At 43.4% G+C, this 23,871-nt stretch carries 19 protein-coding genes; 18 read left to right on the forward strand and 1 reads right to left on the reverse strand.

Annotation, left to right across the window (positions count from 1 at the left end):
* Positions 1-5: 5 nt before the first annotated feature.
* The 8 genes from G625_RS0116585 (at position 6) to G625_RS0116620 (ending at position 10,556) form a co-directional block, all read left to right on the forward strand.
* Positions 6-1,517: a tripartite tricarboxylate transporter permease gene (locus tag G625_RS0116585; RefSeq protein ID WP_029201987.1), complete on the forward strand. Its 1,512-nt coding sequence runs from the start codon at positions 6-8 to the stop codon at positions 1,515-1,517.
* Between the two features lie 172 nt (positions 1,518-1,689).
* Positions 1,690-2,751, forward strand: a complete 1,062-nt coding sequence (locus G625_RS0116590; protein WP_029201988.1) for a tripartite tricarboxylate transporter substrate binding protein — start codon at positions 1,690-1,692, stop codon at positions 2,749-2,751.
* A 214-nt stretch (positions 2,752-2,965) separates the two neighbouring features.
* On the forward strand, positions 2,966-3,886 hold the full coding sequence (locus G625_RS0116595) for a hypothetical protein (RefSeq protein WP_029201989.1): 921 nt from the start codon (positions 2,966-2,968) through the stop codon (positions 3,884-3,886).
* A 131-nt stretch (positions 3,887-4,017) separates the two neighbouring features.
* Entirely contained in the window at positions 4,018-5,349 is a 1,332-nt protein-coding gene (locus G625_RS0116600) for an enolase C-terminal domain-like protein (RefSeq protein WP_029201990.1), read from the forward strand.
* Positions 5,350-5,529: 180 nt separating this feature from the next.
* Positions 5,530-6,879, forward strand: a complete 1,350-nt coding sequence (locus tag G625_RS0116605; protein WP_044933342.1) for an enolase C-terminal domain-like protein — start codon at positions 5,530-5,532, stop codon at positions 6,877-6,879.
* A 446-nt stretch (positions 6,880-7,325) separates the two neighbouring features.
* A complete protein-coding gene (locus G625_RS0116610; RefSeq protein WP_029201992.1) occupies positions 7,326-8,261 on the forward strand; it encodes a phosphatase PAP2 family protein in 936 nt (311 codons plus the stop codon).
* A gap of 73 nt (positions 8,262-8,334) precedes the next feature.
* Positions 8,335-9,048 carry a DUF975 family protein gene (locus G625_RS20605; RefSeq protein WP_044933345.1) on the forward strand — a complete coding sequence of 238 codons (714 nt, stop codon included), beginning with the start codon at positions 8,335-8,337 and terminating at the stop codon, positions 9,046-9,048.
* Between the two features lie 248 nt (positions 9,049-9,296).
* Entirely contained in the window at positions 9,297-10,556 is a 1,260-nt protein-coding gene (locus G625_RS0116620; RefSeq protein ID WP_029201993.1) for a 6-phosphofructokinase, read from the forward strand.
* 157 nt (positions 10,557-10,713) lie between these two features.
* Here G625_RS0116620 and G625_RS0116625 read toward each other — a convergent pair whose 3' ends face one another.
* Positions 10,714-11,643 (reverse strand): LysR family transcriptional regulator, encoded by a 930-nt coding sequence (locus G625_RS0116625; protein ID WP_029201994.1) that lies wholly within the window; start codon positions 11,641-11,643, stop codon positions 10,714-10,716.
* Positions 11,644-12,053: 410 nt separating this feature from the next.
* On the opposite strand from G625_RS0116625, the gene G625_RS0116630 reads away from it, so the two are divergent.
* The 10 genes from G625_RS0116630 to G625_RS0116675 all read left to right on the forward strand — a co-directional run bounded on the left by G625_RS0116630 (position 12,054) and on the right by G625_RS0116675 (position 23,476).
* Complete coding sequence (locus tag G625_RS0116630; RefSeq protein ID WP_044933347.1) at positions 12,054-13,049, forward strand: Bug family tripartite tricarboxylate transporter substrate binding protein; 996 nt, start codon at positions 12,054-12,056, stop codon at positions 13,047-13,049.
* 308 nt (positions 13,050-13,357) lie between these two features.
* Complete coding sequence (locus tag G625_RS21665) at positions 13,358-13,816, forward strand: tripartite tricarboxylate transporter TctB family protein (protein WP_049895979.1); 459 nt, start codon at positions 13,358-13,360, stop codon at positions 13,814-13,816.
* Between the two features lie 13 nt (positions 13,817-13,829).
* Complete coding sequence (locus G625_RS0116640) at positions 13,830-15,320, forward strand: tripartite tricarboxylate transporter permease (RefSeq protein ID WP_029201996.1); 1,491 nt, start codon at positions 13,830-13,832, stop codon at positions 15,318-15,320.
* 24 nt (positions 15,321-15,344) lie between these two features.
* Entirely contained in the window at positions 15,345-16,181 is an 837-nt protein-coding gene (locus tag G625_RS0116645; protein WP_029201997.1) for an MBL fold metallo-hydrolase, read from the forward strand.
* A gap of 461 nt (positions 16,182-16,642) precedes the next feature.
* A complete protein-coding gene (gene garR / locus G625_RS0116650; RefSeq protein WP_256377653.1) occupies positions 16,643-17,545 on the forward strand; it encodes a 2-hydroxy-3-oxopropionate reductase in 903 nt (300 codons plus the stop codon).
* Positions 17,546-17,612: 67 nt separating this feature from the next.
* Positions 17,613-18,512, forward strand: a complete 900-nt coding sequence (locus G625_RS0116655) for a dihydrodipicolinate synthase family protein (protein WP_029201999.1) — start codon at positions 17,613-17,615, stop codon at positions 18,510-18,512.
* Positions 18,513-18,792: 280 nt separating this feature from the next.
* Positions 18,793-19,647: an aldo/keto reductase gene (locus G625_RS0116660; protein WP_029202000.1), complete on the forward strand. Its 855-nt coding sequence runs from the start codon at positions 18,793-18,795 to the stop codon at positions 19,645-19,647.
* Between the two features lie 319 nt (positions 19,648-19,966).
* On the forward strand, positions 19,967-20,881 hold the full coding sequence (locus G625_RS0116665; protein ID WP_029202001.1) for a LysR family transcriptional regulator: 915 nt from the start codon (positions 19,967-19,969) through the stop codon (positions 20,879-20,881).
* Between the two features lie 243 nt (positions 20,882-21,124).
* Positions 21,125-22,447, forward strand: a complete 1,323-nt coding sequence (locus tag G625_RS0116670; protein ID WP_049895980.1) for an SLC13 family permease — start codon at positions 21,125-21,127, stop codon at positions 22,445-22,447.
* 114 nt (positions 22,448-22,561) lie between these two features.
* Positions 22,562-23,476 (forward strand): MBL fold metallo-hydrolase, encoded by a 915-nt coding sequence (locus G625_RS0116675; RefSeq protein ID WP_029202003.1) that lies wholly within the window; start codon positions 22,562-22,564, stop codon positions 23,474-23,476.
* Positions 23,477-23,871 lie beyond the last annotated feature (395 nt).

Raw genomic sequence — 23,871 nt, forward strand, 5'->3', positions numbered from 1 at the left:
TCAAAATGAATGCATTAGCACAGTTAGGAGCTGCTTTCCTTGGTGTCTGCCAGCCGATTTCAATAGCATTTATGGTTGCCGGTGTAGCAATCGGTATCGTATTCGGATCCATCCCGGGTCTTTCAGCATCCATGGCGGTTGCCCTGATGCTTCCTCTTACTTTCACAATGGAAGCTTCACTTGGTATGAACGTCCTGGTTGCGGTTTATATCGGAGGTATCTCCGGTGGTCTTATCTCGGCAATACTTCTCAACATGCCGGGTACAGCATCATCCATAGCAACAACCTTTGACGGTTACCCAATGGCTCAGAAGGGCGAGGCCATGAGAGCACTCGGAATCGGAATCGTGTTCTCCTTCCTTGGATCACTTTTCTCATTCTTCATCCTTTCCTTCTTCGCGCCTATGCTTGCGGATGTAGCCCTCAAGTTCACACCGGTTGAGAACTTCGGTATCTGCTTCTTCGCACTTACCATGGTGGCGATCCTTTCCTCAGGGAACATGGTAAAGGGTCTCCTGGCAGGTCTCTTCGGACTTGTATTCTGCTTCGTAGGTATGGCACCTATCGACGGAACTCCGAGATTCATATTTGGAAATCAGGATCTCCTGGCAGGTTTCAACCAGCTTACAACACTTATCGGAATTTTCGCCGTAGCAGATATCCTTATTTCGGCAGAGGAGATGAATGCCAAGGGCGTTCAGACAATCCCTGTAACAAAGGTTAAGGGCTTCGGCTTCTCAATGAAGGAATTTATTTCATGGCTCCCGGGAGCTTTGAGATCAGCCATTATCGGTACCGGTATCGGTATCCTTCCCGGTATCGGCGGTTCAACCTCAGGTATGCTTTCATACGTAACAGCAAAGAACATGAGTAAGCATCCTGAGACCTTCGGACAGGGCGAGCCTGAAGGTATCGTAGCTACAGAGTGTGCCAACAATGCTACCATCGGTGGTGCAATGATTCCGCTTCTGGTTCTTGGTATCCCGGGTGACGGTGTTACCGCTATGATGCTCGGTGGTTTCCTTATTCACGGGCTTTCGGCAGGTCCGCTTCTCTTCGTAAAGAATGCAGACGTTGTATACGGTATTTTCGCTGCATGTATGGTCTGCGACCTTATCATGCTGGTAGTTGAATGGACATGTATCAAGGCATTCGTACAGGTACTTAAGGTTCCAAAGCACATCCTTATGCCTCTTATCCTTGTACTTTGCGCAGTTGGTGCTTATGCAACAAACAACAGAGTATTTGATGTACAGTCAATCATCGTATTCGGTATCGTCGGATATATTTACCACAAGTTCAAGCTTCCGACCACACCATTCGTTCTTTGTTTCCTGGTAGGTTCAATGACAGAGACTTACCTGAGAAGAGGTATCATGAGCTACAAGAGCTTCGGTGCTTTCTTTACACATCCGATCTTCGATTTCTTCTGGTTCGTAGCCTGCGGCGTACTTATCTGGTCAGTATTTAAAGAGGTAAAAGCAGCACAGCAGAAGAAGGCAGCGGCAAAAGCATAAAAACAAATAACCGGATCAATGCACAGACTTTGGTTGATCCGGGAATTAAAAAGAACTTTTATACATTCGAATCAACGTAACCTAAGTAAATATCTTCCCTAAAGGAAGAGTAAATAAAGGTGAGGTAACACGCACCTAAACATCAAGGGCAAAGCCCAAAAGGAGAAAAACTATGAAAAAAAGAATCTTATCAGCAGTACTTGCAGGTGGAATGGCATTAAGCCTTGCAGCATGTGGCTCATCACAGCCGGCAGAGACAAAGGCTCAGGAGACAAAGGCCGCTGAAACAACAGCCGCAGCTGCAGCAGCAGAGACAACAGCAGCTTCAGGAGATGCTGCAGCAGCATCATCAGACTGGACACCATCAGGACCTATCTCTCTGGTTCTTCCCGCAGGTGCAGGTGGAGATACAGACCTTTCAGCAAGAATCTTCGCACAGTATGCAAAGGAAGCTACAGGTGCTGACTTCGTAGTAGTTAACGCTTCAGGTGCTTCAGGATCTGTAGCAGCTAACCAGGTTCTTTCAGCGGCTAATGATGGTCTTACAGTTCTTTACGGCCACAACCTTGTAAACGTTGCTAACGTTGCAGGTATCACAGATTATGATTACACAGCATTTACACTCGGACCAACATTTGCAAAGAATGATGCACAGGGTCTCTATGTAAATCCTGAGAAGTATGCAGACCTTAATGCCTTCCTTGATGCTGCAAAAGCAAATCCGGGAACACTTAAGGCATGTACAGAGGTTGGTGCTTATACATACTATGAGTTCCTTAAGTTCGAGCAGATTGCAGGTATCGACCTTGATCTCGTAGACGTTGGATCAAACTCAGATAAGGTTACTGCAATGCTTTCAGGCCAGGTTGACATGATGCCGGGTGCCTTCGTTAACACAAAGGATTACATCGATGCAGGCCAGTTCCTTTGCGTAGGTATCCCTACAGAGAAGAGATCAGAGCTTATGCCGGATGTTCCTACACTTAAGGAGCAGGGAATCGATTTCGTATATCCTGACTGTGACTATTCATTCTACTTCCCTGCAGGAACAGATGCTTCTGTTATCGCGTGGTTCGAGAACACAACAAAGGCTGTAGTTGACAATGAGAAGTGCCAGGAAGATCTCAAGAACATGCAGATCAATCCTTACTATCTCTCAGCAGCTGATTCAGAGGCTAATGACAAGGCTTACCTTGAGACATTCAAGGAGATCGCAGCTTCTGTAGAAGGCTAATGCTTAATCACCCTGAAATTTCTTTATAAATAATCTTACTCCTAAGATCTAAATGAGTGGGAGAGGATGCTGTCCCTCCCACTCACTTTTTAAAAGAGTTTAAGATGATGAAAAGAGTATCTTTTTATGATCTTAAATCCTGTTAAAATAAAGCTGATTATTATTACATTCCGATAAAGAATGTAAAACGGCTTTTTATAAGGAGGACGATAAATTGAATACGTCAAAATCAGTAAATGAGTACATTTCGGAGTTAAAAAGCGAAAACAAAAAGGTTCGCTATACAGCATATCTGATGATAGCAGTACTGGTAATGGTACTGGCAGTTTCGGTTTTGAAACAATTTTATATCACACTGGCACTTCTGGTTGTGGCGCTGTTTCTTCAGCTTTTTGTATTTCGCAGGTTTCAGAAGGATTACGTCAGGAATTGTGAAAATGCCAACATTTCACTGACTACCCTTAAGAAGATCAATGCCTCGGAAATAGAGGAAAAGGGTACTTCTGTTGATGAATCCATGGTTAAAAGCGCCCATATATTTCCATTTGTTGAAAAGACCTTTGCGGCTTTTAAAAGTATAAAGGGCAGTAAAGATAATACAGTTATTTCATCTTCTGATATTACTGTTGTTGAAAGAAAAAATGATAAGGGAATAGCAGCAGAAGTAAGTACCGGAAACTGGTCTCACCTGGAGTTTCCAAAAACCACAGGTATAAAAGCCGTAATCGTGGAAGATGAGCTTATGAGTGAAGCTGCAAGAAAATCATTTTTTGACATGTCAGGTTACAAAGAGGCCGAACTTCCGGAAGGATTTCCAAAGCGGTTTCATTTATACATAACAGCGTGTGAATCCGGAGATACTGAAGCGTCCAGAGCGGCATCTGATGGATCTGCCGATAATGCTTTATCATCAAGGCTTCCAAATGACAGCTTTTTGAATAAGGTTAAAGCACTTTCTGATTATACACCGGGCAAGATTGGGGTAGCTGTATCTGAAAATACTTTAGATGTTTTCATAAAAAACAGATTTCTTGCTGCAGGTTTCTCATCTAAATATGAACCGGATGAGAAAACGCTGATGCGTGATCCCTACCCTGAGCTTACTCACATTGCAGAGCTGGCTCAATATATATAATTACTGTTGAGATAAGACCACGTAAGTCGACAGCGGGGTTTTACCATAAAAAATTAGAAATGATGTACCGGAAGGTACAATAAAAAAGAAGCAGACATTATACTGCTCTCACATGGAAAAGGAGAAGAAAAATGATTCCAGTAATTTCTAAGATGGAAGTATTCCCTGTTGCAGGTCACGATTGTATGGAGCTTAACCTTTCAGGAGCTCATGCACCATATTTCACAAGAAATATCGTTATCCTTACAGATTCAAACGGTGTTGAAGGTGTAGGTGAGGTTCCGGGCGGACAGAAGATCACAAACGCTCTTGAGGCAGTTAAGGATCTTGTTATCGGAACAAAGATTTCAGATTATAAGAACACTCTTAACAAGGTAAGAGCATGGCTTGATGAGAACATAAAGGATGACGTAAGAGGTCTCCAGACCTTCGATCTCCGTACCGGTGTACATGTAGTTACTGCGATTGAAGCACCACTCCTTGACCTTATGGGCAAGTTCCTTGAGGTTCCTGCAGCATCCCTTATGGGTGACGGAATCCAGAGAACGTCAGTAAGATTCCTTTCATATCTTTTCTATGTAGGAGACAGAAAGAAGACAGATCTTCCATACGAGGAAGAGCCTGATTCAGACTGTGACTGGTACAGACTACGTCATGAGGAGGCTATGGATCCGGAGCATATCGTAGCTCTTGCAAAGGCAACTCATGAGAAGTACGGCTTTGAGGATTTCAAGCTTAAGGGTGGTGTTCTCACTCCTGATGAGGAAGTTAAGGCTGTTACAGCAATAAAGGAAGCATTCCCTAATGCAAGAGTAGACCTCGATCCTAACGGCTGCTGGAGTCTTGCAGAGGCAGTACGTGTAGCACCTGCACTCAAGAAGGTTCTTGCATATATCGAAGATCCATGCGGAGCCGAGAACGGTTTCTCAGGACGTGAGATCATGGCTGAGTTCAAGCAGGAGACAGGTATGCCGACTGCCACAAACATGATCGATACAGACTGGAGACAGATGAGACACTGCATCCAGCTCAAGAGCGTAGATATCCCTCTTGCAGATCCTCACTTCTGGACCATGGAAGGATCCGTACGTGTAGGTCAGCTTTGCAACGACTTCGGTCTTATGTGGGGCTGCCACTCCAACAACCACTTCGATATATCACTTGCAATGGTAGCACAGTGTGCAGCTGCGGTTCCCGGCAAGCTTAACGGAATCGACACCCACTGGATCTGGCAGGAAGGCAGAGAGCGCCTTACAAAGAACCCTATGCAGATCGTAGGCGGATGCATTAATGATATCGACAAGACTGTAGGTCTAGGCATCGAGGTTGACCGTGAGCAGATCATGAAGGCTAACAAGCTTTACGTTGATAACTGCCTTGGAGCACGTGATGACGCTATCGGGATGCAGTATCTGATTCCGGGATGGAAGTTCGATAACAAGCGTCCATGCATGGTCAGATGATTAATGAAAATAGTATCTGATTACCTGATGCAGGTCTATCTGCGTGATCAGGCAATTAAAAAAAATTACGGGTAGAGGGATAAGTTTTCCTCTACTCGTTGGCTGATTTAAATAAATATGAAGCGTCAGAACTTCACATCATTAATAGTCTGACGTATTTAGACTTTAGGGGGGATTACAATGACTGACTCACCAATTATTACCAAAATGCAGGTGATTCCCGTTGCGGGATATGACAGCATGATGATGACATTATCAGGATGTCATGCTCCATGCTTTACCAGAAACCTGGTTATCCTTGAGGATAATGCCGGACATCAGGGTATCGGCGAAATCCACGGAGGCGATTATACATGCGAATGTTTAAAAGCTGTAAGACCGCTGGTTGAGGGACAGCCCATAGCAAAGTACCGTCAGATACTTCAGAAGATCCATAAAGCTGCAAATCCTTCTGCCGCTGATGACGGAGAGGGCATACAGACACTGGATATTTCAAAGCTTAAGTTTGTAGTAAAGAGTGAGTGGGCAATCGAGTGTGCCATGCTTGACCTTATGGGACAGTATCTCAGTGTTCCCATGTGTGACCTTCTCGGAGAGGGCCAGCAGCGTAAAGAGGTTGAGATGCTTGGATACCTTTTCTATGTTTCCGACAAGAAGAAGGTTCCTGCAGGAGATATGCAGTATCTTGATGAGAGCAGCAGTATGGATCCCTGGTTCCGTTTAAGAAGAGAAGAGATCCTTACTCCTGAAAGAATCGTTGAAGAGGCTGAAGCGCTAACCGAGAAGTATGGCTTCAAGAACTTTAAGCTTAAGGGCGGTGTTCTGGCAGGCGCTGATGAAATGGAGGCCTGCAGAGCACTTAAGAAGCGTTTTCCGAATGCGCGTATAAACATTGACCCTAACGGCGCATGGAGCCTTAAGGAGGCTATAGACCTTTGTAAGGATATGCATAATGTCATTACCTATATGGAAGACCCTTGCGGTCCTGAGGCAGGTTACTCAAGCCGTGAGATAATGCGTGAGTTTAAGAATGCAACACAGTTCCAGGTGGCTACGAACATGATCGCTACAGACTGGCGTCAGTTCTATCACACAGTAAGTCTCAATGCCTGCGATATCATCCTTGCGGATCCTCATTTCTGGGGCTTTGACGGTGCTATCCGTATGTCACAGCTACTGGATTCCTGGGGACTTACATGGGGTGTTCACTCCAACAACCATTTTGATATCACCCTTGCTGCATTTGCACAGGTTGGTGCAGCTGCGGTTGGTGATCCTGCTCCTCTGGATACTCACTGGATCTGGCAGGATGGCCAGAATCTCCTGTATGATACACCGCAGATCGTAGACGGTAAGCTTCAGGTTCCTGAGGCACCGGGCCTCGGAGTTCATCTCAACATGGAGAGGGTTATGGAGGCTAACAAGCTGTACAACAGTCTTCCAAGCCATGACAGAGATGATGCGAAGTCAATGCAGTATCTCATTCCCGGATGGAAATATGATCATAAGAAGCCTTGTCTCGTGAGATGAGTATAGGTTTTCTAAGGCGGACGAAAAAAATGAGTCTTCATGCTGACGGGAGTCTGTGGCTTCGCGGACGAAAAAAAGAGTCTTCATGTCAACGCCCCACTGCGTTGAAAGTACATTACGTTCAAAAATTCCGTCATGGATGTACACTTACGTGTTCATCCATGACGGAATTTTTTCGCTCCATGTTCTTTCAAGCAGCAAGGCTAGTTGCCATTGAAGACTCTTTTTTTCTGTTTTCCTAAAACGGCACTGTGAGGATTGCTTGACATTGAAGACTCATTTATTTTCTGGTTTTCGAAATGGTGAAAACTATTTCAATTGATGACGGGAAAAGGCGAGGAGGTCAGTATCCGTCCCTATTGGTTTCTGATAGTTTATGTTTATAATCCTTTGGAAAAGTGTCGAAGTAAGCACATAGAATAGACCATCTATAAGGAGGGAAATCAATGGATATTCAGTATCTGTTATGGCTTCAGGAACTAAGAAATGCTTCCGGCGGAGTGTTTGATGAGTTTTTTAACGGTATATCAAAGGTGGCGGTGGATCTGATGCCGTTTTTGCCGTTTTTTATTTTCTGGTGTGTCGATAAGAAATGGGGATATCGGTTCATCACAACCTTCGGTTTGGCGGGACTTTTGAATGGAATCATCAAACTGACAGTATGTGCATACCGTCCCTGGATACGTTCTGATCTCATCGAACCGGCTGGAGATTCCAAGGTGGCTGCCACAGGATACTCTTTCCCCAGCGGGCATACCACGGAGGCAACGGCTGTGTACGGAACCGTTACTTTATGGCAAAAGGATGTACGTAGGTGGCTTGCCATATTGGGCGGAGTTCTCATAGCATTGACCGGTTTCTCGCGGAATTTTCTGGGTGTTCATACTCCGCAGGATGTTGTTGTCGGATTCGTTTCAACATTGATCATTATCATCGCAGTTGATAAAGCTATTAAGAAAATTGATGGTGATGAAAAGATACTTGACGGATTGTCTTTTATCGGTCTTTTGGTGGTTATAGCTTCATTGATCTATATCATGGTGAAGCCTTATCCCATGGATTATGTAGACGGTAAGCTTCTGGTGGATCCGGTCAAGATGATGAATGACACTTTTAAAGCCTGCGGCGCATTTACAGGCTTTTTGGCCGGCAGTTATTTTGAAAGACATTTTATCAAATACGAAATACCGGTAGGGTCAAAGAATCTTCCGATTCTTGGATTTGTCGGATTCCTGATCACTTTTTCCTGGAAAGAGTTCTTTGCACCTGCAACAATCGTTGCAGCCCTTGGCGGCCATTGGGGACACTTTATCGCACGATTTTTGATGTGGTTCTTCGTTGTGGCTGTCTGGCCGGTAGTGATAACGAAAAATGCGGAGTGAAATAGTTTGTGATACAATTATCAGTGGAAGATAATATTAATATACGTTTTTACATTACTGAGGGGGATTTTTTATGTGGAACAGAGCAGAGATTAAAGCCCGCGGAAAAGCGGCATTCAAAAACAATTACTGGAATTCGGTTCTGGTATCCTTGATCTACTCAATCTTCTTTATGGCATCAGGTTCAACCTACAGATCAAGACAGGGGCAGATCAAAGAGCAGCTTGAAAATAATCCTGATGCAGCAAAGATACTGGTGGCAGTGCTTGCTGTGCTTGGTGTGATAATTGTGTTTGGAATTGTGTTAAAGATTCTTGTTATAAATCCTTTGGAAGTAGGCTGCAGCAAATTCTTCCTGATGAATCAGACAGGAAGACCACAGCCCATGATTATAGGAGACGGATATTCACAGAACTATAAGAACAATGTTCTGGGCATTTTCCTGAAGGATCTGTTTATCGGCCTGGGATATATAGCTTTCATCATTCCGGGAGTCATACTCAGCTACTCCTTCAGACTGGTTCCTTATATCCTTGCCGAAAACCCTGGCATCAGCGGACCGGATGCACTCAGAAAATCAAGGGAAATGATGCAGGGACAGAAGATGAACTGCTTCATCTATGACTGGTCCTTTATCCTTTGGAATCTTCTGGTTTTAGTAACCTGCGGTATCGCCGGTCTCTTCTATGTTCGTCCATATAAGATGAATGCTGACGCCGTGCTGTATCAGGCTATAAAGGGAGAAGCCTCAAATCCTGATGCATATAACCAGTACGTTAATTTCTGATAAACAAAGTTTTGATCATCTATATATAATAATCAGGCAGGTTGGCATTTGGCTGACCTGTCTTTTTGTTTATGAAAAAACGACCCGGAGCACATGCTTTAATCTGTTTATTCCGAGCTGATCTGACTCATTTTTTGGAGAAAATTGGAAAAAATATCCTATTATTTTTCAAAATCGGAGATTTTTATGGTATAATGTACCAATAAATAGATGCACCAGGGGAGTGCAGGAAAGGTTGGGGATACCCTATGAGCAAAAAAGTAAAGAGAAATGTTATAGTTGGACAGTCCGGAGGTCCTACAGCAGCCATCAATTCATCTCTGGCTGGAGTTTTTAGAACAGCCAAGGACAGAGGATACAAGAAGGTTTACGGAATGATCCACGGTGTTCAGGGACTTCTGGAGGGAAGATATATCGATCTTTCAGAGCATATCCGTACAGGACTTGATGCAGAGCTTCTGAAGAGAACTCCGTCAGCTTACCTCGGATCCTGCAGATACAAGCTTCCAGATATCTATGAGAACAAGGAAGTTTACGAGAAGATCTTCAAGATCCTCGAAGACCTCGAAATCGACTGCTTCATCTATATCGGTGGTAATGACTCCATGGATACCATCAAGAAGCTTTCAGATTACGCAATCGTAACAGGTTCAGACGTTCGCTTTGTAGGATGCCCTAAGACAATTGATAATGACCTTGCTCTTACAGATCACACACCGGGCTATGGTTCAGCAGCCAAGTACATCGGAACCTCTGTAAAGGAAATCATCCGTGACGGATGGAGCCTTGAGACCAGCAAGGGACAGATAATCGTTGTTGAGATCATGGGAAGAAATGCAGGCTGGCTCACCGGTGCGGCAGCACTTTCAAAGGGTGAGGACTGTGACGGACCTGATGCTATCTATCTTCCTGAGTTACCGTTTGATGTTCCGGCATTTGTTCAGAAGTGCAGGGAGCTTCTTGAGAAGAAACGTTCGATAGTTATAGCTATTTCAGAAGGTATCCATACAGCAGACGGAACCTATATCAGTGAGCTCGGAAATGCTACAGAGTATGTAGATGCCTTCGGACATAAGCAGCTTACAGGAACAGCAAGATATCTCTGCAATGTTCTCTCACAGGAGATCGGCTGCAAGACCCGTTCCATCGAGCTTTCAACTCTTCAGAGAGCAGCAAGCCACTGTGCTTCCAGAGTTGATATCCTTGAAGCTTACGAGGTAGGCGGTGCCGCAATGAAGGCCGCAGACGAAGGCGACAGCGGAAAGATGGTTGTTATCCAGAGACTTTCCGACGATCCATATCAGGCCGGAACAGAAGTTAAGGACGTTCACAAGATCGCTAACGACGAGCGTCTCGTTCCGAGAAACTGGATTACCCCGGACGGAACATATGTAACAAACGAGTTCATCACATATGTTCGTCCTCTCATTCAGGGTGATGTTGGAGCCGTAATGGTAGACGGAATTCCAAGACACCTCTACGTTCCTGGTTACCAGGAGCTCCTGTAATAGTTTGATAAGTAGATCGATACGGTACTTGATAGTGATATCAGGTACCGTATTTTTTCACCATCGAAGCCATCGGGGACGGTTCTCGCCGGCAGAGAACCGTCCCTACCGGCGAGAACCGTCCCCGAAGGGCAGCCGATTTCGAGCTCCGTACCATTTATACCATGATAATAGACGGACTTGATATCACCTGTTTCCAAAGCTCAAAGAGCCGCCTCTCAGGCGTGGTGATATACGTCCCCTTGAGATAGGCCACACACCTCATCCAGTTGAGATCCTCCTTGATTCTGAAATACGCAAGCGGGAAATTCTCGTTAACATAGGACTGAGGAAAGAACGCAGGCCCCATCTGGTTAATGGCCATTTTGAGTATAGTAACAGAGCTGCTTGACTCAAATAGAATTTTCGGATGAATATTATATTCACTAAAAACCTTATCCAGCATTCCACGGAGCATGGTTTCGTAGGAAGGCATGATGAAATTCTCATCTTTTAACAGATTAAGATCTATAAGCGGAAGAGTCTTCCAGCTTTCTTTTCCTGCAAGGTGAGCCAAAGGATGCGAAGACGGAAGCCCCAGTATCACATCCTCGGGAGCCAGATCTATATGCTCAAAAGAAGGGTTCAGAGGCCTTTCTTTTGAGTAACTCAGAAAAGCATATTCTGTTTCACGATGCAGGAGCATTTGCTCCATTCTGGGAACTCTTGCGCACTGAAATTTGATGCTGAAATCCGGATATTCCTGATGAAACTGAGGATAAAGGTCCGAAAATGTAGCCGCTCCACGTTCCGGAGTGCAGGCGATTGAGATTTCACCAACTGAATTCCTGGCACTGTCTCTTATGATCTTATAGGTCTCGTTTTTTATCTGTAAAACATTTTTTGCGGCATTCACATAGATACGACCTGCAAAAGTCGGAATAAGCTTATGATAGCGTCTTTCGAAAAGGGGAGTACCAAGCTCAGCTTCAAGTTTCAGAAGCTGCTGGTTAAGGGCAGACTGAGTCATATACATCTTTTCAGCCGCTTTTGCTATGCTTTCCTCGTTATAAATTGCAATGATATTTTCTAAAGGTTTCAGATCCATTCAATTCATTTCCTTATCTTTTTTGTTTGCTTTGAAATTACAAATTGCAGCAAAAGGTTTATGCAAAAAGCTTATACATGTCATGAGGAACATAAAAAAGAATAGATATATAAGCAACTTGCATAAAGACCTTGATATTTATTTGTTATTAAATACCAGTCGATTAGTCTGATTTTTAATCCTGGATGTAAACTTAATATAATTAAGTCTTAGAAGCAGTTCTGATTAAGTTTTACTTAGTTTAACTGCATAATATAATGACGTCAACACTTAAGTGAGGCAGGTAATTGTGAAATATCACCAATAAAATTCGTTTCTCAGTAAGAAATGAGTATACGGCATGATCACCAAAACCGATCACCGTGACAAAATTATAATGCGAAAGGCTTCACTAAATTCAGGAGGATGAGATGAATAAGAAAACATTATTAACCGGCATCGTAATCGCAGCAATTTCAGCAGCACTTATGGGCTGCGGCGCATCAGGCGGAGCAAAGGCTTCCAGCGAGCTTCCCAAGAACATCGAAGTTCAGGTACCTGCAAAGGCCGGCGGCGGAACCGACGTTATGGCAAGAACCCTTGGTCAGGAGGTTGCCTCAAAGACAGGTTCCAATGTTACTATCGTAAACAATACTGATGGCGGCGGAGTTGTTGCCATGGAGACAGTTCGTACAGCAAAGGGCGACGGAGCCAAGATCCTTCAGTATCACACATCAATGCTTATCAAGTCAGCTACAAAGGTTTATGACAAGACAGCAAATGACGACTTCAAGGTATGGGGCGTAAGCCAGGGTACAGAGAAGGGACAGTACGTTCTTGTTACTTCAGCTGATTCAGATATGAAGACAATTGAGGATTTCGTAAACAAGGGTAAGTCAGCAGAGATCAAGATGGGTATCGAGACCGGCGGAACAACACACGTTATCACAGGTCTTATGGCTAAGGCTTCAGGCGTTCAGGTTAAGTATGTTGAAGCTGGTTCAGATACAGAGAAGCTTACAGCTCTTGTCGGAAACACAATCGATGCCTGCATCGTAAACGTTAACCAGGCTAAGCAGTATGTTGAGTCCGGCAAGGCTAATGCACTCGCAGTTATCACAAACGGCGAAGAGGGCGCAAGATCTTCAGTTCTTCCTGATGTTCCTTCAATGACCGAGTCCGGAATTGACTGCTCATGGGCTTCCTACAACATTTTCGCAGGTCCTAAAGACATGAACGAGGACATTGCCAAGAAGCTTTATGATGCATATGCAGAGGCTGCAAAGGCAGATGCTGTTAACGAAGTACTCGAACCTGCAGGTATGGCAATGGAATTCCTTTCATATGAGGAAGGCCCCAAAAAACTTGCAGAACAGCAGGCAGACATCAACTCTGTAGTTGAAGAGCTTGGACTTGTTCAGAAATAATCAAGTCACGTTATAAAGGTTCAGGACCTGACCGGATACAGGACAAAGGTTTTGAATCGAAACATTAGCCCGCATTGCTCATATGAACCATGTGAGGATGTGGGCTAATATTTTGCCAAGATTCTGATTAAGAGTGTATAAGTCACTGTCCGTGTGAATCCATTAAGACTCTAAAAAATTATGAGTTCACTAAACTGTATACACAAGATCAGAAGATGTGTTTGAATGAAAACCCCAAATTTGATAATTGAGTCAGATGCGTATCGGATCAAATCCAATCCAAACGGTGTCTGACCTGGAGGACATCAATGAAAGTTTCAAGAGATCAGATCACAGGTGCAGTGATCGTTGCACTGGGAATATTTGTGTTTGCAATGATAAGCACTTTTAAGGTTCCGTTTACAGCAAGTTATCCCGGACCGAAAGCATTACCGGGACTGGCAGCCGTAGGTTTCGTTATCTGCGGTGCAGGCATTTTCCTTGAAGGCTGCAAGGATAAAGAGCAGAAGACCTTTCTCATAAAAGAGGGCTGGATCAAGCTTATCATCAATATCGCTGCCATCGCTTTATACATTCTTGCGATGCAGTTTATCGGATTCTTTATTTCGACACCGATTTACCTTTACTGCCTGTCCACATGGTATGCAAAGGGCTACGTAACAAAGCCGGTATCAAGGATCATTTTTTCGGCAGCCGTAACGCTGGTTATCTTCCTGGCTTATCAGGTTGCCTTTGGATACCAACTGCCTATGGGCATCTTCGGCTAAGGAGGAATGAGAAATGATTGAGAATGCAGGATTTATAATCACTCAGGTCACAAACCCGATAAATCTTTTACTTTTACTTGTGGGTAATGTTATCGGCATCATCTTCGGTGCCATCCCCGGACTTAACGGAACCATGGCGGTAATGCTTTTCATGCCGCTTACCTATGGTATGGAAACAGGCCCGGCCATCATGTTCCTTCTTTCACTCTGGATCGGGGGATGCTCAGGCGGATTCATCGGTTCTGTTCTTCTGGGTATTCCGGGTTCACCTTCATCGGTTGCCACATGTTTTGACGGCCATCCGATGGCTAAGAAGGGTCAGGCAGGAAGAGCTCTTGCCATAGGTATGACAGCTTCCTTTATCGGAACCTTCTTCAGTGCCATCGCCGGTGCCTTCCTTGCGCAGTCTGTAGCAAACATTGCCTTTGCCATCGGTCCATGGGAATATTTCGGCCTCTGCTTCATGGCCATCACCATGGTACTTGCCATCTCCAAGGGCAATATGCTTAAGGGTCTTACCAGTGCATGTATCGGACTTCTCCTTGCATCCGTTGGTTACTCACCTATCGATGCTCAGGCAAGATTTACTTTTGACAATATGTACCTTATGGGCGGTCTCGGAATGACAGTCGTACTTATCGGTATCTTCGGTGTAAGCATGATGATCCTTGCTCACGCCAAGGGCTTTGATCCGCTTCCTGAAGTAGATACAAATATGATAAAGGGAATCGGAATCAAGTTCTCTGACATTCAGGAAAATCTCGTAAACATTTGCCGTTCCTTCCTTATCGGTCTCGGAATCGGTTTCCTTCCGGGTATGGGAGCAGGTCTCTCAAACCTCGTGGCTTACTCGGTTGCAAAGAACAATTCAAAGCATCCGGAAACCTTCGGAACAGGTAACCCTGAGGGTGTATGGGCTTCTGAGGCTTCCAACAATGCTTCCATCGGCGGTGCCATGATCCCAATGGCAGCTCTCGGTATCCCCGGAGATTCAAGTACTGCGCTTCTTATCGGTGCACTTACTATTCACGGTCTTGAGATGGGACCAATGGTATTTAAGAACAGTGGTCACATCGTTTACCTTATGTTCGTTGTAGTTGCGATTTGTGCAATTATATGTTTCTTCCTCCAGGCCATCGGTATGAGAGTGTTCCCTCAGATTCTGAAGGTACCTTATCACTACATGTATCCGGCACTTATCGTGGTTTCTCTTATCAGTGCTTACGTTGATTCTTCAAGCCTTTATAAGTGCGGAATGATGCTTTTCTTCGCAGTCATCGGATGTCTCATGGCATACGGCGGACTTCCGCAGTCACCGCTTATCCTTGCATTCATCCTGGGACCTACCATGGAGAGCAACATGCTCAAGGCATTCCAGAATACCGAGACAGTGGCAACCTTCTTCACACGTCCCATTTCCTGTGTATTCAACCTTATTGCCATAGCATGTATTTTCTCACCGATACTTAAAACGCTTTATGCGAAGTATGTGAAGAAGAATTAATAATAATGAAAGGTGGAAAGAATAATGCCATTTAGAGTTTCAAAACCTACTCCTCATCCGGTGGAAACACTTTGTGAGGAACCCTGGAAGCTTGCCGTAGAGCCCTTCCAGGTGTCACCCAGAACCTGGTATGTTGCAGGCCAAACCTGGGTTGGTGCATATCTTATAGATACAGGAGCAGGCCTCATACTTCTTGATACGGGAATCGCAGAGAGTGCTTATATGTTGGTGGATTCCATTTATAAGCTTGGTCACAAGCCGACAGATATCAAGATGATACTTATAAGTCACGCACACCTTGATCACTTTGGAGGAGCTGCCATAATGCATGCTCTTACAGGAGCACCTATCTACATGTCAAAGGAAGACGATGAATTCATGCAGAAGGATCCGGAGGAAACTGAGCTGCCTCATGATATCTGGCACGTTCAGCATATAAAGGTGGATCGACATTATGATGATAATGTTGCCATCACGCTTGGTGACATTTCCATCAGAACTCTGCTTACACCGGGACACACCTTGGGCTGTACCAGCTTCTTCTGGGACGAGAAGAATCCTGTGACAGGCGAGACTTATACTGTTGCCATGCATGGAGGCGTAGGCGCCAATACCATGAATGATGACTACTACAAGACTAGCAAGATGCTTACTCCGGCACACAGGGAGAGATTCCTGAATGATGCGGAGAAGATTAAGAAGATTCATGTGGATATCGCACTTCCGTCTCATCCGAATCAGATTGAGATTTTGGATAAGGCCGGAACCTATACTCACGAGAGCCAGCCATATCTTGACGATACGGTTTGGGCTGATTTCATTGATGAGAGAGTGAGACAGGTTAAAGTGCTCATGAAGTGAAAGGACTCATGAAGTGAAAGTGCTCATGAAGTAATATATAGGTCTTTCGCGCGGAGCCGGTGGATGCCCACCGGCTTCTTTACTTTTCTTGGGTATCATAAAAAAACAGCCAATATGACTCATAACATGTGACTTCATGCCGTAGTTTAACGGATTACAATGGATGCCTGTCGGTTCTGAGCTTCTAATACTCCAAACTATCAGATGATAAATAAAAAAAGTATAAACTTAGAGTATTGCTTACGATTATGAGCAATGTTGGTGAAATTCCATGAATACTAATGAAATATAATGGAATGGATTGAGACGAGATTTTTACTTTTGACGAAAGTAACATAATTGAATTAATTTTTGGCCATTTTACAAATTGAGAATAAGTCGTCGATTTTATATCATGGCTTTGCGAGTTGAAAATGACTCGGTTGTAAAGGTTTTTATTTAACAAATATACATTTAAGAAAGTGAGGATTTCACAAATGAAAGTTGGTTTTCTTGGACTTGGTATCATGGGACGCCCGATGGCAAAGAATCTTGTAAAGGCCGGTCACGAGCTTATGGTTTATGACTTCAACCAGGAGGCAGTAAACGATCTTGTTGCCTGTGGTGCTAAGGCCGGTACATGCGGTAAGGATCTTGCTGAGTTCGCTGACGTAGTTATCACTATGGTTCCTAACTCACCTCATGTTCGTGCAGCTGTATTTAACGAGAAGGGTCTTGCTGAGGGCTTCCGTAAGGGTGAGTCAGTTCTTATCGATATGTCATCTATCGACCCGGTTGAGTCAAAGAAGATTTCAGCTGATCTTGAGAAGATCGGTGTAGATATGCTTGATGCTCCTGTATCAGGTGGAGAGCCAAAGGCTATCGACGGAACACTTTCTGTAATGGTTGGTGGCAAGAAGGAGACATTTGATAAGTACTATGACATGCTTATGGTTATGGCAGGTTCTGTAGTTTATGTTGGACCTATCGGTTCAGGTAATGTTGCTAAGCTTGCTAACCAGATGATCGTTGCTGCAAACATCGGTATCGTTGCAGAGGCTCTTACATTTGCAAAGAAGGCAGGAACAGATCCTGAGCTTGTATATCAGGCTATCCGCGGCGGCCTTGCAGGTTCAACAGTTCTTGATGCTAAGGCTCCTATGATGCTTTCAGGAAACTACAAGCCTGGTTTCAGAATCGATCTTCACATTAAGGATCTTACAAATGCTCTTAATGCTTCACATGCTATCAACATGCCTGTTCCTATGACAGCTCATATGATGGAAGTTATGCAGGAGCTTAAGAACCACGATGAGGGTTCATGTGACCACGACGATATCGTTAAGTACTACGAGAGAATCTCAGGAACATCAATCGTTAAGTAAATAAATGTCTAATGTCAGCCCTTTTGAAAAAACATGGGCTGACATTCTTTTAAGGAAAGGTCTATAGATGAATACAGATTTTATAAAGGGCGTAGTGGTGCCTATCATCACAGTAATCGATAAGGATGAAAAGATCGATGAGGCAGGAATGCGTAAGCAGGTTGATTATGTTATCAACGGTGGAATGCACGGAATTCTTGCTTTCGGTTCTAATGGTGAGTTCTATCAGCTTGAGGAAGACGAGATGGAGAGAGGCCTTAAGATCATGGTTGATCAGGCCGCAGGAAGAGTTCCTGTTTACTTCGGTATCGGCGCTATCAATACAAAGAAGTGCATCCGCCTTGCAAAGATGGCAGCAGCAAACGGTGCTGCATGTGTATCTATTCTTCAGCCAATGTTCCTGAAGCCTACACATGACGAGCTTTTCAATCATTTTAAGGCTATAGCTGAGGCTATTCCTGAGACTCCGGTACTCCTTTACAATAACCCCGGCCGTGTTGGCTACGGTATGACTGCTGATTTCGTAACAGAGATCGCTCATGCGGTCCCTAACATTGTTGGTATGAAGGATACTTCAGGAGATATCACTCTTACAGAGGAATGCATTCGCAGAAACCGTGATGTGAACTTCAAGGTATTCGGCGGAAAGGACACACTTCTTTTTGCATCAATGTGTGTAGGTGCAGTTGGCGGTGTATGTACAGCAGGAAACTTCATGCCTGAGCTTATCGGTGCAGTTTATGAGAAGTATGTAGCAGGTGATTTCGAGGGTTCACGTGAGGCTCAGTTCAAGCTTAATCCTGTAAGACTTGCTATGGATAAGGCTTCATTCCCGGTTGCTGCAAAGGATATGGCTAATATCCGCGGCGAGAATGTGGGGGATCCTTACCTGCCGTCACTTCCGACAACTAATGAGGCTACTCTTGAGCTTTTCAAGAAGGTTATGAAGGAAGCGGGGCTTATTTAAATAATACGAAAAATCAAGGGACGTGCGCCGGCCCACTCGATTGAAAAGACATCCGGTCAGTTATGTTCGCCCCTGTCACACTGACGTGTGTCATGGTCGTACATAACTGACCGGATGTCTTTTCAACTCGCAAGCCTAGGCACCCGTCCCTTGATTTTTCTCACGTTATGGTAAAATATACTACTTATTATGCTGTAAAAAGTCTATGGAGCCGATTAGATGTGCATCAGCATGTCAGAAATAAACGGCAAAAAATATGCGTTTATGGTGGAGGTCTAATATGAAGCACGAAGTGAAGTTAGCGAATGGGGTGACGGTTCCGGCGCTGGGGCAGGGGACCTGGTATCTGGGAGAGAACCGTTTTCAGAGAAAAAGAGAGATAGAGGGTATAAGACAGGGTGTTGAAGCGGGAATGACTCTGATCGATACTGCTGAGATGTACGGAAGCGGTGCGGCAGAGGATATGCTGGGAGAGGCTATCAGCACTCTTGACAGAAGTAAGCTGTATCTGGTTTCAAAGGTACTTCCCAATAATGCGGGCGGCAGCCGGATGCGTCAGGCTCTGAAGGGCAGTCTTTCACGTATGGGAGTCGATTATCTTGACCTTTATCTTTATCACTGGAGAGGTTCATATCCTTTATATGAGACTGTTTCAAGACTTGAAGAGTTAAAGGCTGAGGGTCTCATTAAGGCATGGGGCGTTTCCAATTTTGATATCGATGATATGGAGGAGCTTTGGAGGATTCCTGAGGGAAGAAACTGTCTTGTGAATCAGGTGCTTTATCACACAGGTTCACGTGGAATTGAGTTTTCACTTCTTCCCTGGATGGTGGAGCATGATGTTGCTTTGATGTCATACTGTCCGCTGGCTCAGGCTGGTTCTCTGAGACGTGGTCTTTTCCAGAATAAGACTCTTCAGGAGCTGGCAGCCAGGCATGGAGTTACTGTCCCTGAAATCATGCTTGCCTGGAACATAAGAAACGGTCACACCATTGCAATCCCTAGAAGTTCGAAACCTGAGCATACTATGTCCAATGCTCATGCCGACAACATTGACCTTACAGCGGAGGAACTCGTCATGATCGATATGGCATATCCGAAGCCGACACATAAGGAATATCTCGATATGCAATAACATAATGATTTTGTAAGGGGGTCAGACCCCAATGTGGGAGAGCTCACGCTGATGAGTACGAAATAGATAAAAACCGTATCAAAACGCGGAGTTCTTTGACAGACATCTGAAAGGTGAATAAATCGTAACATAACTTCAGCGGACTTCCTTCGCAATAGCTCATGCCTCGGATGGACTATTGCGGAGGAAGTCCGCTGAAGTTATATTTCAGTACGCTTCATTCTGTAAATCAGAGTGTTTTGTGTTAAAATATTTTCAGTAACAGGTAGACTTTTCAGCTTCCGGATTTGCCATTACTGAAGAACGAGGATTTTAATCAATGAACATAAGGGATATTATATATATTACGTCTATTGCAGAAGCAGGCAGTATTGGAAAAGCAGCTGAGAAACTTTTTGTTGCGCAGCCATCGCTTAGCAAGTGTGTAAAAAAAGTAGAGAAGGAATATGATATTTCGTTGTTCAAGCGTGTTAAGGGAGTATCAGTCAAGTTGACAAAAGAAGGAGAACTTTTTTTGGAAATGGCGAGAGATATAGTAATATCTCATTCTAGGTTTGAAGAACAACTAAGAAGGCTTAAACAACAGAGAGATACGTTGGTTTTGGGATTGACATATCAGAGAACAGTATGCTTAGCGGGAACCATTTTAGAAAAATTCTACAGAGAAAATCCGCAACAGATATTACAAATTCAAACCAGAGACACTCAAAGTTTGAAATATGGATTGTTGGATCAATCTTTGGATGCAGTAATCCTTGCAACATTAGATAGAGAGGATTATATGCATTATGAGCCTCTGCAAGACGTTTGTGTTGGAGTCAGACTACGTACAGGGAGTCCACTGGCTAAAAAAGCTTGTTTTGTGGATGGGATAAAATACCCTGTATTGCGTCTTGAAGATCTCAAGAATGAAACATTCACGGTTAATGCGCCTGGTAGTTCCAGCAGAAATATAGTTGAAAGAATGCTAAAGCAGAATGAGGTGTCTCTGGAAATAATGGATGTTACAAACAGTCAAAGCAGAGCTGCTATGGTTAAGTCCGGGATAGCCAGTACTTTTGTTCCTGTAGAAAAGAATGGTTGGAATAGTTCTGACAAGAAAGAGAATCTCTATTTGATACATCCGGAGCAAAATATAAATTATCAGGTATACTTGACATGTTTAAATGAATTTTACAATACAGCGTCATATATACGTCTCATTAATGTGGTAAAGGCCATTTTTATGCAGTAGACTCCAGATGACATGAAAAGCTCGCTACAAAGTAGCGAGCTTTTCTGTACAAAAAAATGTATACAATCAGGTGCAAACTCATGCCAAATAGCTATGAGTTTCACGTTATGTGATATTGGACACATTGAGGTACGACTAATTAGAATAATCTCATCAAAGGTACCAAAAATAATATTTAAAGGCAGTCTTGACTTGTACAAAAACCTGCATGCGATTAAAAAAGAAAAAGGAGAACAAGTAATAATGACTATTCAAATGATACTATGTCTGGCGATTTTGATATTTATGATGTTGGGCTATGTGTTTGGAAAAAAATTCAAAATATCCAACGGCGCAGTTGCTATGATGGCAATTCTTATGATTGATATAACTGGTATATTGCCGTCAAAAACTATAGTGGCGGATATTCTCACGTCTAATTCGATTCAAATCATATGTATGTTTATTATAGCCGCAGGTTTTAGCAGAACTCAGGCTGTAAAGAAAGTAACTCAACTTGTATATAAAGTAAGTGGTGGTAGATTTACTGTCATGCTTGCGGGATATGCGATTTTGACATTTGCGCTTGTCAACCTTGGACTTCTTCCTACAACGGCATTTGCTATCATTGGACCATTGGCAGTATGTTGTTGTGATGATTTTAATGTAAGTCCTTCTAAGATGATTTTTCCGCTTGCACTTGTAGATATCGCTGGATGCGGAGTAGTACCGCTCAGTGTTGCTGCAACTACCTATGCATCGCAAAATGCCTATCTTGAAAGTTACGGTTATACAGATTACGCAATGACTTTACTTGACCCCATGAAGGGGCGGCTTCCTATAGCACTGATGATAATGATCTATGCTATCTTTTTTGCACCTAAATTATGTCCAGATCAGCCTTCGGCGGAGATCAATATTGGTGTAGCTGATGCAAAGAAAAAGAATAAGGAAGAGCTTCCGCCACTTGATCCGGTAAGGGAAGCCTTGGGATATATTATTTTTGCGGTTGTTACATTTTGTCTCATTTTCCAAAGTCAGCTGGGCGATATAAAAGCCTGGGAAATAGCATTTGCAGGCGCTACGATAGTCATGTTTACCGGTGTTCTTACACCTAAAGAGGGTATCAAAGCAATTCCTATGCGTATCATCCTGATGTTGGCTGCAGCGGGTGTTGTTGGAGGCGCTATGGTGGAATGTGGCCTTGGCGAAGTTATAGGTGATGTCCTTGCCGCTTTAGTTGGAAACACAAGAAATGGTTATATAATTGGCGGAATGTTTTTCTTTATACCATTCATAATGACTCAATTTATGAACAATACCAGTGTAGGTCAGATTTTTACGCCTATCGTGATTCTTACATGTCAGTCATTGCATTGTAATCCTGTGGGACCTTTGCTTCTTCTTTTTTGCGCAAGACAGAGTGCATTCTGGACACCGGCTTCAACCGGAACTATAGCTCTTGCTGTAGGACTTGGAGGTTATGATCAGAAAGATCTCATTAAGATGAGTTGGATTCCAAGTCTTATCATCGGAATATTTGGTGTATTGTGGATCATGACTATATTTCCGGCTTACACAGCATGAATTTGAATACGGAAAATGAAGATAAGAATTAGGTCATTCAACCGACTTATAGATAGAATTATTTGCCAAAATTGTAAAATACATATGCTTAAAGAGAAATGAAAGGGATTATAAATGAGTGAAGATTATAAAACAGAGATAATATCCTGTTCTTTAAAGATTAGATGGATATCTGTTCAATGCTACGAGATAGTGCTGCCTAATGGAAAAGTTATTGTAACAGATCCATTTTACCTGGATGCATCAAAATATGATGGGATAACTGATCTTAGCAAAAGTCAAAAAATGGAAAGGGATATTTATTCACAGACTGGTTTTTCTGTTGATGATTTTACAGGTGCCGATTATATTATCTTGAATCATGTTCATGGAGATCATTGTAATCTTGTTGGTGAACTTTGGAACAAGTTTTACGGCAGAGTGCTGTGTCCGGCAGGATGCTGCGAAGAACTGGCGAGAACATTTGATATACCATATGGGACAATATATCCTTTGTATCCAGGTAATACTTATTATTTTGATGATTTTACATTAAAAACATATCCGGGAGCCCACGATAACAGATCTTTCAGAGAAGGCAGGTTTCGCAGGCCGAGTGATCCGGGTAACCTTACAGGAGGGCTTGAGGGATTTGGTGTTCCATGTCCGACTCGACTTGGAGCACTGGGGTCAATCTTTAATATGAATTTTATGATTGAAACCCATGAGAATTTCAAAATAGATTTTTCTGCAGGACGTGACTATGAGGAACATGTAAAGCATATGACTGAGGAAAAGCCCAATCTTATGCTTCGCCACAGAATCAGAAGCTATAGCCCTGAATATTGTGCTCAGCAGATCTTAGATATGGGGGCGCAGTTGATGATGCCGTTACATCACAATAATGCAAGAGCTTCCAGAGAAGATCTCAATGAATACTTTAGTAAGGTGAATGAAATTCTTTCAAGTAAAGGAAGCCCTTCCAGAGCCTTTAATCCCGAACCATATCGCTGGTATAGTGTAAATCTTTCAATAGTAGCTAACGATTAGTATACCCCCTTCCCCCTTAAGGGTATATTTAGCTGAATAAGGAGATTGAGAAAAACTTATAACGAAATCAGTATTTCTAATCTGACTAAGAGCATGGTACTCTGTACTGTGCTCATTTTTGTGCTAAAATACAAAAATGAAACAAGATGAAATAATTTGAAATCAATATTACATGTCAAGGGCTTAATAAAATTGAGATATAAGCAATCAGGTCGGAATCAGAATGAATTTACGTAGTGTATGCTCAATAAATTAGAAGCATTTAAATTATTTGATAAAATAGAGTTATGAAGGAAGCCGGGCTTATCTGATCGGAGGATTCATATGCGGCATGAAGTGAAGTTAGCGAATGGGGTGACGGTTCCGGCGCTGGGGCAGGGGACCTGGTATCTGGG

This window comes from Oribacterium sp. NK2B42, assembly GCF_000424445.1.
Classification (GTDB): domain Bacteria; phylum Bacillota; class Clostridia; order Lachnospirales; family Lachnospiraceae; genus Oribacterium.